The 13,970-nt window shown below is 59.4% G+C and carries 5 protein-coding genes; 1 reads left to right on the top strand and 4 read right to left on the bottom strand.

Features of this window, described 5'->3' with window-relative positions; genetic code table 11:
* Window positions 1-14: 14 nt before the first annotated feature.
* The 4 genes from DEJ54_RS19970 to DEJ54_RS19955 form a co-directional block, all read right to left on the bottom strand.
* Window positions 15-683, bottom strand: a complete 669-nt coding sequence (locus DEJ54_RS19970; RefSeq protein ID WP_113156532.1) for a methionine ABC transporter permease — start codon at window positions 681-683, stop codon at window positions 15-17.
* Window positions 673-1,713: a methionine ABC transporter ATP-binding protein gene (locus tag DEJ54_RS19965; RefSeq protein WP_113156531.1), complete on the bottom strand. Its 1,041-nt coding sequence runs from the start codon at window positions 1,711-1,713 to the stop codon at window positions 673-675. Before DEJ54_RS19965 ends, DEJ54_RS19970 begins: the two co-directional genes overlap by 11 nt.
* 630 nt (window positions 1,714-2,343) lie before the next feature.
* Entirely contained in the window at window positions 2,344-6,135 is a 3,792-nt protein-coding gene (locus tag DEJ54_RS19960) for a TonB-dependent receptor (protein WP_245447842.1), read from the bottom strand.
* A complete protein-coding gene (locus DEJ54_RS19955; protein WP_204360921.1) occupies window positions 6,132-11,711 on the bottom strand; it encodes a DUF11 domain-containing protein in 5,580 nt (1,859 codons plus the stop codon). The genes DEJ54_RS19960 and DEJ54_RS19955 overlap by 4 nt, the downstream gene beginning before the upstream one ends.
* Window positions 11,712-12,749: 1,038 nt before the next feature.
* Between DEJ54_RS19955 and DEJ54_RS19950 the strand changes: the two genes are divergently transcribed.
* Window positions 12,750-13,850, top strand: a complete 1,101-nt coding sequence (locus tag DEJ54_RS19950) for a helix-turn-helix transcriptional regulator (RefSeq protein ID WP_162742402.1) — start codon at window positions 12,750-12,752, stop codon at window positions 13,848-13,850.
* Window positions 13,851-13,970: the final 120 nt, after the last annotated feature.

Below are 13,970 nucleotides of genomic sequence, written 5' to 3'. Positions count from 1 at the left end.
AAAGTACACGAAATTCAGTTTTTGCGGGTCCGCTTGTCGAAGTGGCGGGCGAGCATGTCGCCTGCGCTCTGGATCGCCTGGACGACCACGATCAGCACGACCACGACAGCAAGCATGACTTCCGGCATGAAGCGCTGGTAACCGTAGCGGATGCCAAGGTCACCGAGACCACCACCGCCAACCGCACCGACCATGGCGGAATAGCCCACAAGGCTTACGAGCGTCAGCGTAAGGCCGAGGATAATTCCTGGGCGAGCTTCCGCCAGCAGGACCTTTGTGACGATCTGGAACGGCGTCGCGCCCATGGCCCTTGCCGCCTCGATCAAGCCCTTGTCGACTTCGCGGATCGAGGTTTCGATCAGCCGCGCGACGAAGGGAATGGTCGCGATCGTCAGCGGCACGATTGCCGCAGCGGTTCCGATCGAGGTCCCGGCGATCAGTCGCGTGAAGGGAATGATCGCCACAACGAGGATAATGAACGGCGTGGACCGTGCAGCGTTGACGATCGCGCCGACGATCTTGTTGACGGTCGGCGCAGGGAACAATTCGCCCTTCCCGCTGGTCGCGAGAAAGATGCCGATCGGCAGGCCAATGAGCGACCCGATGAAACCCGCAGCAGCCACCATGTACATGGTCTGCAGGAAAGCCTTCCAGAGAAGGGAAACGAGCATGTCAGGCGCCATAGCCGAGCACCTCCGTGTAAAGTCCGGTCTGCCGATAGAAGTCGTCGGCCCTTCTGAGCGTATCCGGATCGGCGGGATAGGAAACGACAAGAGATCCGTAGGGCTCACCGGCGATCTCGTCGATCGCGCCGGCCAGGATGTTCACGTCCGGTCCGATCTCGGCCACCAGACGCGCGGTCAGCGGCTGGAAGGCCGTGTCCCCGAAGAAGACCAGCCGCACCAGCGCGCGCGCACCTTCCGCCGGCGCCTGCTTCAGATCGGCGCTGATCCATTCAGGCAGCTTGGCGCCGATCACAGCCGACAGGAGCGAACGGGTGGTCTCGTGTTTGGGCGCGGTGAACACGTCGAATGTGCTTCCATTTTCGACAATCTTGCCCTTGTCGATTACCGCGACCTGCGAGGCAATCGTCTTCACCACCTCCATCTCATGTGTGATGAGGAGAACGGTGAGGCCGAGGTCACGATTGATTGTCTTGAGGAGCTCGAGGATCGACTGCGTCGTCTCCGGGTCGAGAGCTGATGTTGCCTCATCCGACAGCAGGAGCTTCGGTTCCGTCGCGAGCGCCCGGGCAATTCCGATACGCTGTTTCTGTCCACCGGAAAGCTCTGCCGGATAGCGGTCGGATTTGTCACCAAGACCGACGAGGTCGAGGAGCGGTGCGACGCGATTGCGGATCGTCTTGCGGTCCATCCCCGCGATCTCGAGCGGCAGCGACACATTGTCGAAGGCGGTACGCGACGAGAGAAGATTGAAGTGCTGGAAGATCATTCCAACCTGGCGGCGCAGATCGCGCAGGCCCGTTTCCGGAAGATCGCCCACGTCGACGCCGTCAACGACGACCCGTCCCGAAGTCGTTTTCTCCAGACCATTGACCAGCCGGATAAGCGTCGACTTGCCAGCGCCCGACCTGCCGATGATGCCGGTGATCGCGCCACGGGGTGCAACCATGTTCACGCCGTCAAGCGCGGTAAATTCGGGCTGGTTCCCCGTTCCGCCGAAGCGCTTGATGACGTTCTCGAACGTGACCATGGGAACGGCAACCGGAGTCTGAGGGGGGGCGACGCGGTTCATCGGAGGCCTCGCAGGGAAGCTTCACGGGGTGTGAGCGGGTAGGTCATTTAATTCTCTGTGGTGAATGCCGCACATGCGGAGACGACGCACAAGCGCCGGTAAGTCAGCTCAAAGTCCACATTCGGACGGTTTGGCACCGCATTAGCATCTTTACATTCACCTGATCAAACCCTTGCCTGCCGCGGCATGACAACTTGCCCCGTGCTTATCGCACCGCATACCGGGGAGGCCTAGGAATGGAATTCCAGTTGTCGTGAGAAAAGAGGAATAACCGTGCCGCAGTATCAGGCCACGAGGTCCAACTTCGGTGGCGAGAAGACCTCGGGGGCGAACCGCCGAAAGGGTAGCTCTGCACCCGGATCGCCCCCTGGGTGCAGGACACATTGAATTGAATTTACGGGGTGCTGTCAGACTGTTTTCCGGGCAAGGATTATCAAGTTTGTTCCGGCGCATGAGCAGGACCGCGCCGGCACAGGTTCGAGATCATCGACGTCAGGCCATGGCAGAGTGGCAAACCATCGTAAACGGCCCGCCTGAAAAGCGCGACATCGCCTTCACGAGGCCATATTCAAAAAACGTGACGGCACCCTAGAATTTTCCGACGACATTGAGGAAGACACCCCTGTCATCCAGCGTGAGATCGCGCAGGTCGTCGGAGAAGATACCGAAATTGTAGCCCACGCCGACCTTGAAGTTGTTTCCGACATGCCGATAGACGGCAGCGAGCGCGCCGTAATCGGTTGTATCGGCTTCCGGCATGTAAAGCACCCGGCCTTCCAGCAGGACATCCCATTTCTTGATAACGTGAAGATCAGCGCGGACGATACCGAGATGGGCCGTTGAGCGCTGCCATGCGTCCTCGAAGGTGCGACCGACGCCACCGTCTGTACGATATCTGACCTCACCATGGCGGAAGCCGTATTTACCGCCGACCGAAAGCCAGGGCATCAGATCATATGTGAAATCGGCGGATAGGATGTGGCTCCGTTGCGCCGGCGCCAGGAGATCGCCTGTGGAGCCGCTGATCAGCTGATCATTGCCCGGCATATCATAGAGCCAGGTATACTTGAACAGAGCGTTCAAGCGGTCATTGTCGACCGGCCGATAGGCATAGCCCAGGGAAGCTTCGACGTAATCGGTGTCCTGAAACGATGTATTCGTTGAATTTGAGTCGGATATTACCGTGTCGATATTACCCAGAAGACGCCAGTCTTCACTGGTTTTCCAGGATACACCCGCCGCGAACAGATAGGTGTTCTGATCTCGCGTGCCGTCATCAGAATCTTCGATGCGGACTTCACCTCGAACACGCGCAGCAATTCCGGCTTCCTCGTCCTTATAGGCGATCGATAACGACGGTGCGTAACGATCGAAATCGGAACGCTGAACACCGAAGCGATCTACGGTATCGTCGCGCACTCGCCCTCCCTCGAAGCCGCCATTGATGGTCCAGGTGTCGTCAGGTGTATAGACGACGCCATAGGTCTGTGTGAGCGAGGTCCTGCGGCCGAACATGTCATAGCTGTTTTCGGCATAAGCGGTTGCGAGATCACTCAGACGGCGGCGCATACCGCCAACGATCACGCCCTTGTCCGTGCCAACCAGATTGTCACTTCTGTCCAGGTCAAAGGCCCGGTCGGGATCGAGCCGGTATCCGATATAATAGTGGTCATCCGCCGTTGGATCGTAGGTCAGGGCGGCCAGGCCGCCCAGCCCGTGTGTGCCATAGGATACTTCCGCCTCAGCGCCGATCTTGTCAGTGATCCTGAACTTCGAGCCGACGCCAATCAGATCATTGCGATCGATATCACCAGACCGGTCGAGCGTTCCCTGGCCGAAGACGTAGAGCGAGAGATCCTTACTCCACTTATAGTCCACCCGGACACCGGCATCGAGACGCGAACCGTCGTAACCGCTCTTGCCCGACCGGATGGCGATCGGGGACACCAATTCGGTGTAGGTCACACCGAAAGATACTTTCCAATATTCGTCTATCTGCCAGCTGACGCTGGAGGTGCCATCCCGTTTGATCTGTCCTGTGTCATCGTTGAAGTCGTCATAAGTCAGGTTCAACCCAATCTGGTTCGTGACTTCGAGATTTGCATGAGCACCCCAGATGCGCTTGTCAGCATAGACCTGGTCGTAAAGCGTCGAGAAACCGGCCTGTTTCTCCTCATAATAGCCCCCGACCGTACCTTTCATCCCGGCCGCAGGAATGTCTTCCAGATCAACCTGACCGCGGACAAGCCAGGCTGTCGCGGCGCGGTCGCGATTACCGGCGATACCGGTTTCGCTTGTTGTCAGGCCGCCATCGGTAGACCGCGACATGCCAAAGCCTGGCCCCTTTGAATGTGCAACTTCAGCGTCGAGGAAGGTGGTTTCGGAGTGCCGGATCTTGATGTCGGCACCATAGGCTTTCTGGTCCGCCAGTCCGGTGCTTTCGTCCATCCCGGTGACGCCGACGCGCACCTTGTCATTGATCCAGTGCTGGGCCCGTCCGCCATAAACATAGCCGTCGGCTTCGCCAGCGACCGGCTCATATTCATACTGAGCCAGAAGATAGACCTTATTGCCGCCAAGCGCGCCGTTGCGGACGGGTGCATTCGTGCCAGTGGTCGATGACAAGGGCCGCCTGAGGATCACGACACCTTGCATGTAATCGATGCTGTAACCCTCACCATATTGCAGGGTCATGCGCTCGATCACGCGACCGGTGATTTCGTCACGGATCTCAACGGTCAGCGTTTCTGATCCTTCCACGATATCCTGCCGCTTGAGGAAATAGGCGGATCCGCCGGTGGCAAGAAATTCATCGAGCTGCGGCAAGGTATCGGGTTGGGCAGCGTAAGCCGTTACTTCCGTGCGTCGCTCGCCGAACGACGTATTCTCCTCCGAACGATAAACACCGTGGGCTCCGTAGAGTCCGCGCTCCTGGCGCAGGAATTCCGTACCGGTGATACTGGTCTTGTAGTTGCCCCACATCACGTGGCTGTCGCCCTTTTCGAGGCGGACATAAAATTTGCCGTTGGTCGGCGCATCCTCGACAAAGGTGGAATCGTCACCATAGACCGGATAATAGTCATCCGGGTCCAGTCGACGCAAAAGGCGTCGCGGATCCTTCCCGTCGAGATTGCGGAACATGTTCTCGACATCGTCCTCGCCGGTGTCGGCGGCAGCCGTCAGCAGATACTTTCCCTTGATCTTGCCTTTCAGATAAAAGGCAACGCGTCCCTTGGAATAGACTTCGTCATATTCGCCCGGCCGCACCGTCTCGATGTTCTTGTCGCCCATGCGCTTGCCAACTGTCAGATCGGCGAGAGCAACATAGAACCAGTCATTGTCCGGGATGTTGACGGCGCGATTGAAGTGCAGCCCGCCGCCGCTCTTGGATGCGCCGTTCACAGACACATCGACATCGTGATCGCCCGCTGGCAGGATCCGTTGCACAACAAAGGCATTGTCGCGGTCAACGGGAACCCGTTCACCGAGTGCCTCGACCTCGAAGCCCGGAGGGACACTGCGCCCATGGATCGTGACGGCGCCGCCCCTGATCGGGATGTTGCGCAGCGCAGTCCGATCCTCTCCCATGCCGGGCGCAATCGCCTCAGGCTTAGCGGCCGGTTTCAGGTGGTTTTCGCTACGGGCAAGTGTCAGCGCTTCCGTCTCGTCATAACGCCCTTTTGCATCATAGACGCGGAGGACATAACGGTATTCCGCCGCGCCCTCTTTCGCAGGGATTGTCCAGCCCGCTTCGCTGTTGACCTGGATTGGAATAACCGCAACGGGCTTTTCTTTTGCGCGATTGCCGTCCTGCGCATAAATCCGGATTTCCGAGCGTTCGATGAACGCCGGATAGTTGGACGTTGCCAGAAAACGGACCGGTTCCCCTGCCCTGAAGCTACGGCGAACAGGCATCGTGGAGAGATTCAGGATCGGCTCGCTTTCCAGGCCGTCATATTTGATCTGAATGTCTACACCATGCAGTCCCACATCTGCCCTTCGCTGCAGATCGACGGGCTTCGCCGGACTGTTGGACGGCATTTCTTCCGTCGCGGTGACACGCGCACCCTTGGCTGGTTTCGGCTCGCTTATTTCAAGCGTTTCACCGTCTACGCTGATGGCAAAGGGGATGCTGCCTTCATCGCCAGGCGTTTCACGTTCGGTGTTTGCACCGATGGTCAGCCTGGATGACGATCCGTCATCAGGCATCTTGCCACGCAGTTTCGCAAAGCAGGCATCGCCCTTGCAACCTTCCTCCGCGAGAGAAGTGTCAGGGATCGCGAAGAACGTAATGCCGACAAGAGCTGTGCTGGCAAGGAGGGTGGAGCAGCGCTTGATGATCAAGGGCGTTGCTGTGCCGAGAAACACTGTCGAACTCATTGTCCCACCTCCATGCGGGTCTCGATTTCCAATCGGTAACGTGCACCGTCCTTCTGCCAGCGCTCACCGATGAGCTTTCTGAGTTCTTTGATGCGTTCCTTTGCCAGTTGCGGGTCGGCTCCCGCGTCGATGTAGCTCAAACGCAGGACAGACTCCTCCTTGCCAAGCACGGCGATGAGTTGATCGATCCCCTTCGCCCACTGCTCTTTCAGTTTTGTGCTGGTGCCATCAAACGCGGCATCCTTGAGGTCGAGACGCACCACGCGCCCGATCGAGGCTCCAAAGTTGAGCTTGGTCATCTTGCCGGCTGTGAGGCGCACCACGCGCGGGTTTTCGGTTGTAAGGCGATAGCCGAGCGGCAATGTTCTAGTGTCGAGCTTCATGATGAAGTTCGAACCGATGCGCTGATCGGGAAGCGCCGCGCACGGTACATGGAAACGGCCATACCTGTCGGTCGTGATCAACCAACCCTTTACCGTCGCAACCCGAACGCCAGGAAGACCGGGCTCCCCCTCATCCTGATATCCGTTACGGTTGACGTCATCGAACACCCTTCCGATGATTTCACCGCAATCGAAGACCGGCTCGGCCAGAATCTCCACCGTTGCCCGCGCTTCCGGGGCAAGCGGACTCCCGGTCTCGTCCATGACCACAGCCCGGTTGACGTGTTGGCCGGGGCCAGCCGAACTCAGCGCCAATGTCTGGAGACGGATGACCAGTTCGGACTTCGGTCCGACCGTCAGCTTGTCGAACTTCACCCGCAGGCCGTTGACCTCAGGCGCGACCTTGACGCCGTCAACCGTTGCCGAACCTTCCACATAACGGAAGCCGGAGGGCAGCGTATCTGTAACGGTGATGCCGCTGACAGTGCTGTTTGCGTTGTTGGTCACACGAATGGCATAGGGCGCACGTTCGCCACGCCGGATGGTGCGCAACAACGACTGCTTCACGATACTGATATCGGATGGCGATGCGGCCGGCGGCGTGATGACATGGGTAGACGTGTTCGATGGAACATTCCCCCCCTGTGCCAAACCTTGTGCCGTGGCGGAGTTCGAGACCGCGTCCTTGATCCCTGCGGCATTGTCGATATCGCCCTGCGACAGGGTGTAAATCGCGGTAAAAGCCTGCGAAGAACCCGGCGCCAAAGTAACCGCTGACGGCTGGAACGACGTCAGGATGCTGCCCCCCGGGCGACCGTTAAAGGTCGGCCCCGGATCCAGCGGCCACACATCCGTTACCGTCACACCACCATTGTTGGTGATGGTGAAGGTATAAGTGATGCTGTCGCCAAGGCTTGCGTAACCGTCGCCGTTCATATCATTGAAGACACCTTTCTTCTCGATATGCAGGCTGGGCCGAACCGGCGGCACCGTCACCGTGTCAGGCGGCGAGTCCACCGGCGGGCCGGACGGCGGTGTGCCGGTGCCGGTCGCGGTGTTCTCCACCTTGCCGAGATCAATGTCGGCCTGCACCGGCGTGTAGGTCGCGGTGAAGGTGAAGCTTGCGCCCGGCGCAAGCACCTGCGGTCCCTGATCGAGCGCCACGCCCGCATTGGTCAGCAGCGGATCGTCAACCGTGACACCGGTCATCGTGACCGTGCCCGTGTTGGTCACCAGGAACGAATAGGTGATCGTCTCACCCAGATCGATCAGGTCATTGCCGTTGAGGTCGTTGAGCACACCGGTCTTGTCGATGGACAGAGCCGGGGTCTGCGCAGGCGGCACCGTCACCGTGTCAGGCGGCGAGTCCACCGGTGGGCCGGACGGCGGTGTGCCGGTGCCGGTCGCGGTGTTCTCCACCTTGCCGAGATCAATGTCGGCCTGCACCGGCGTATAGGTCGCGGTGAAGGTGAAGCTTGCGCCCGGCGCAAGCACCTGCGGTCCCTGATCAAGCGCCACGCCCGCATTGGTCAGCAGCGGATCGTCAACCGTGACACCGGTCATCGTGACCGTGCCCGTGTTGGTCACCAGGAACGAATAGGTGATCGTCTCACCCAGATCGATCAGGTCATTGCCGTTGAGATCGTTGAGCACACCGGTCTTGTCGATGGACAGAGCCGGGGTCTGCGCAGGCGGCACCGTCACCGTGTCAGGCGGCGAGTCCACCGGTGGGCCGGACGGCGGTGTGCCGGTGCCGGTCGCGGTGTTCTCCACCTTGCCGAGATCAATGTCGGCCTGCACCGGCGTATAGGTCGCGGTGAAGGTGAAGCTTGCGCCCGGCGCAAGCACCTGCGGTCCCTGATCAAGCGCCACGCCCGCATTGGTCAGCAGCGGATCGTCAACCGTGACATCGGTCATCGTGACCGTGCCCGTGTTGGTCACCAGGAACGAATAGGTGATCGTCTCACCCAGATCGATCAGGTCATTGCCGTTGAGGTCGTTGAGCACACCGGTCTTGTCGATGGACAGAGCCGGGGTCTGCGCAGGCGGCACCGTCACCGTGTCAGGCGGCGAGTCCACCGGTGGGCCGGACGGCGGTGTGCCGGTGCCGGTCGCGGTGTTCTCCACCTTGCCGAGATCAATGTCGGCCTGCACCGGCGTGTAGGTCGCGGTGAAGGTGAAGCTTGCGCCCGGCGCAAGCACCTGCGGTCCCTGATCGAGCGCCACGCCCGCATTGGTCAGCAGCGGATCGTCAACCGTGACACCGGTCATCGTGACCGTGCCCGTGTTGGTCACCAGGAACGAATAGGTGATCGTCTCACCCAGATCGATCAGGTCATTGCCGTTGAGGTCGTTGAGCACACCGGTCTTGTCGATGGACAGAGCCGGGGTCTGCGCAGGCGGCACCGTCACCGTGTCAGGCGGCGAGTCCACCGGTGGGCCGGACGGCGGTGTGCCGGTGCCGGTCGCGGTGTTCTCCACCTTGCCGAGATCAATGTCGGCCTGCACCGGCGTATAGGTCGCGGTGAAGGTGAAGCTTGCGCCCGGCGCAAGCACCTGCGGTCCCTGATCAAGCGCCACGCCCGCATTGGTCAGCAGCGGATCGTCAACCGTGACACCGGTCATCGTGACCGTGCCCGTGTTGGTCACCAGGAACGAATAGGTGATCGTCTCACCCAGATCGATCAGGTCATTGCCGTTGAGATCGTTGAGCACACCGGTCTTGTCGATGGACAGAGCCGGGGTCTGCGCAGGCGGCACCGTCACCGTGTCAGGCGGCGAGTCCACCGGTGGGCCGGACGGCGGTGTGCCGGTGCCGGTCGCGGTGTTCTCCACCTTGCCGAGATCAATGTCGGCCTGCACCGGCGTATAGGTCGCGGTGAAGGTGAAGCTTGCGCCCGGCGCAAGCACCTGCGGTCCCTGATCGAGCGCCACGCCCGCATTGGTCAGCAGCGGATCGTCAACCGTGACACCGGTCATCGTGACCGTGCCCGTGTTGGTCACCAGGAACGAATAGGTGATCGTCTCACCCAGATCGATCAGGTCATTGCCGTTGAGATCGTTGAGCACACCGGTCTTGTCGATGGACAGAGCCGGGGTCTGCGCAGGCGGCACCGTCACCGTGTCAGGCGGCGAGTCCACCGGTGGGCCGGACGGCGGTGTGCCGGTGCCGGTCGCGGTGTTCTCCACCTTGCCGAGATCAATGTCGGCCTGCACCGGCGTATAGGTCGCGGTGAAGGTGAAGCTTGCGCCCGGCGCAAGCACCTGCGGTCCCTGATCAAGCGCCACGCCCGCATTGGTCAGCAGCGGATCGTCAACCGTGACATCGGTCATCGTGACCGTGCCCGTGTTGGTCACCAGGAACGAATAGGTGATCGTCTCACCCAGATCGATCAGGTCATTGCCGTTGAGATCGTTGAGCACACCGGTCTTGTCGATGGACAGAGCCGGGGTCTGCGCAGGCGGCACCGTCACCGTGTCAGGCGGCGAGTCCACCGGAGGGCCGGACGGCGGTGTGCCGGTGCCGGTCGCGGTGTTCTCCACCTTGCCGAGATCAATGTCGGCCTGCACCGGCGTATAGGTCGCGGTGAAGGTGAAGCTTGCGCCCGGCGCAAGCACCTGCGGTCCCTGATCAAGCGCCACGCCCGCATTGGTCAGCAGCGGATCGTCAACCGTGACACCGGTCATCGTGACCGTGCCCGTGTTGGTCACCAGGAACGAATAGGTGATCGTCTCACCCAGATCGATCAGGTCATTGCCGTTGAGATCGTTGAGCACACCGGTCTTGTCGATGGACAGAGCCGGGGTCTGCGCAGGCGGCACCGTCACCGTGTCAGGCGGCGAGTCCACCGGTGGGCCGGACGGCGGTGTGCCGGTGCCGGTCGCGGTGTTCTCCACCTTGCCGAGATCAATGTCGGCCTGCACCGGCGTATAGGTCGCGGTGAAGGTGAAGCTTGCGCCCGGCGCAAGCACCTGCGGTCCCTGATCAAGCGCCACGCCCGCATTGGTCAGCAGCGGATCGTCAACCGTGACATCGGTCATCGTGACCGTGCCCGTGTTGGTCACCAGGAACGAATAGGTGATCGTCTCACCCAGATCGATCAGGTCATTGCCGTTGAGATCGTTGAGCACACCGGTCTTGTCGATGGACAGAGCCGGGGTCTGCGCAGGCGGCACCGTCACCGTGTCAGGCGGCGAGTCCACCGGAGGGCCGGACGGCGGTGTGCCGGTGCCGGTCGCGGTGTTCTCCACCTTGCCGAGATCAATGTCGGCCTGCACCGGCGTATAGGTCGCGGTGAAGGTGAAGCTTGCGCCCGGCGCAAGCACCTGCGGTCCCTGATCAAGCGCCACGCCCGCATTGGTCAGCAGCGGATCGTCAACCGTGACACCGGTCATCGTGACCGTGCCCGTGTTGGTCACCAGGAACGAATAGGTGATCGTCTCACCCAGATCGATCAGGTCATTGCCGTTGAGATCGTTGAGCACACCGGTCTTGTCGATGGACAGAGCCGGGGTCTGCGCAGGCGGCACCGTCACCGTGTCAGGCGGCGAGTCCACCGGTGGGCCGGACGGCGGTGTGCCGGTGCCGGTCGCGGTGTTCTCCACCTTGCCGAGATCAATGTCGGCCTGCACCGGCGTATAGGTCGCGGTGAAGGTGAAGCTTGCGCCCGGCGCAAGCACCTGCGGTCCCTGATCAAGCGCCACGCCCGCATTGGTCAGCAGCGGATCGTCAACCGTGACATCGGTCATCGTGACCGTGCCCGTGTTGGTCACCAGGAACGAATAGGTGATCGTCTCACCCAGATCGATCAGGTCATTGCCGTTGAGATCGTTGAGCACACCGGTCTTGTCGATGGACAGAGCCGGGGTCTGCGCAGGCGGCACCGTCACCGTGTCAGGCGGCGAGTCCACCGGAGGGCCGGACGGCGGTGTGCCGGTGCCGGTCGCGGTGTTCTCCACCTTGCCGAGATCAATGTCGGCCTGCACCGGCGTATAGGTCGCGGTGAAGGTGAAGCTTGCGCCCGGCGCAAGCACCTGCGGTCCCTGATCAAGCGCCACGCCCGCATTGGTCAGCAGCGGATCGTCAACCGTGACACCGGTCATCGTGACCGTGCCCGTGTTGGTCACCAGGAACGAATAGGTGATCGTCTCACCCAGATCGATCAGGTCATTGCCGTTGAGATCGTTGAGCACACCGGTCTTATTGAGTGACAGCGCCGGACACAAACCTTCTGATGTGACCTGCCCAAGAAACCCCATCGCCGTTGGTGCTGATTTCACGTGGACAATGATGGTGTTGAGGCCGGTCTGCCAGTCCGAGTTCAAGGTTGCGTTGAATTGAGCTCCGGCGGAAAAACCATTGTGATAATAGGGATCGCCGGTGTACGGAGAACGAATACCCTGCGCTTGGCCGTTCACCCATACTTCCCAAACAGAATTGTCTGAATACAGATCAATGCTCAACCTGAATGTGCTCGGGTCGACTGCTGGATCGAGATTAAACTGATATCGGAAGAATCCGTCTAAATTGGTTGCTTGGCTCCCAGTCGCATTATGTGCGATCCACTGGGCATTTCCGAACGGTGAAGTAATCCAAGCCGGGGGAGGATTGCTTACAACTGATGCGTTGCCATAACTAAGTCCTGCTGGCGGCGGGCCAGACACATCGGCTCCGGTAACCGCAACCCCCCAACTTGGATCCTGACCTGATGAGAGAGGAGGACCGTTATCGCCATCGTACGCTGTATTGAAGATTGCTCCATTGGTCGAACATCCAATGGTGGGAACTGACTGAGCGTAAGCCTCGGAGGGCCCGCCGATGTACGACCAGGCAGCAATGGCGAATAATGATGCGAGTGCAGGGTGAAGGCCCGCGCTCGGCAACGAAGACGCTGATCTAACCACATACTTTCGCAGAGAGGGGGCGGTTTCCGCTATAGTTTCTGCATCCAGATGTAACTTGCAATTACCTTCCGACGCATAGAGATTTACTGCTCGAGTTCGCTTAAAAAGCTTTCTCAAGAAAATATGCATCCTTCACGACCTCTCCCGAAGTGATTACTCACGGCCGGTCTGCACGACCGCCGCTTCCGTCTTTCACAACGGTGATCACTGCAATGCCAAACTTGTTGTGGAAAATATTGAAATCACATTTTTAACACACTTACTTCACCTCACAGGGTGAATGTCAGCGGGAAATATATGATAAGTCGCTGTTTTTGCATTCACGTCGTGCAGGTGCTGGAATTGATAGAGCAGTTGACTGAAGCCATACATGCGGCCGCCGCTGGAAAAGCAACGTGGGAATATTTTCTGGAAAAGCTGGTGTCGGAAATGCCAGAAGGGCGAGCAGCCCTGGTCGTCCACAGTTCACGAAACATCGATGGATACGCACTATTCTCGGACGGAGACAGAATAGACAATGACTACAATCAATACTCTATAAGAATAAATCCACTGCAACCCATTCTGGCATCAAAGCCAGTCGGCTTCATTGGAAGCGACGCCCATTTTTCCCTGGGAACAAATACCGAACAGACTGAGCTTTATAACGACATCCTTCTGGCGAACCGGATGCGGCGGATTGCCTGGCTGAATTTTGCAAAATCCAACGACGAAATTTTCAGTCTCATAATTGGATGTGGCGCGCACTTATCTGCGGACGCGCTTCAGGATTCATTAGGAATGCTGGCCAAGATTTCGCCTCATCTGCGACGCGCATTGACCATGCGTTCCCGGGTCGATGCTGCTGTTGAGCGCTGCATTCCAGCACTAATGGGTGCGGTAAATGTTGACGCCCTGATCCTCGATCGGGAGCAGCGGGTCCGATCCGCATCAAATATGGCAAACAACATTCTGGACGAGGCTGGGCCACTCAGAATCCTGGCGGATGGCCGAATCCGTTTTCGACAGCAGGAAGTCCAAACAGCGTGTAGCGCGATGCTGAACCGCTATTATTCCGGACCCGTCATGCAGGATTTTTTTTCGCACGGAACGAAACTCTCCCTCGTTCGCTTGAACAAGGATCCCTCCAGCTTGTACTTCGAAGGCGCTACAGCGGTGGTTCTGGTCAGGCATTTCAGGCAACGGTCAACCGACTATGATCAGAAGTTGTTCGGCGCAGACTTCAAGTTGTCCAAGGGAGAAATGCGTGCAATGGCCGGCATAGTTGACGGGAGGTCAATGAGTGAAGTTGCCTTGGAAGCCGGATTGTCGCGCGAGACCATAAGGTCCCAATTTAAAAGTCTGTATGCCAAAACCGGCGCCAGAGGAGAGGCGGATATCTTGAGGCTGCTGCACCGGGGCTGGCAAAGAGCAGAGCCGGGAGAATAGACCAAAGGGCGCCGCCCCCCTTCAAGTGTGGCAGATTTCCAAACCATTTCTGCTGACTGCCACCGAGAACCAACCCGGTGTTTCCACCGAGAATTGAACCGCCGTTTAGGTATGTGTCGG

This window comes from Nitratireductor sp. OM-1, from assembly GCF_003296175.1.
Classification (GTDB): domain Bacteria; phylum Pseudomonadota; class Alphaproteobacteria; order Rhizobiales; family Rhizobiaceae; genus Nitratireductor; species Nitratireductor aquimarinus.
This window is presented reverse-complemented; position numbering and strand designations above follow the sequence as displayed.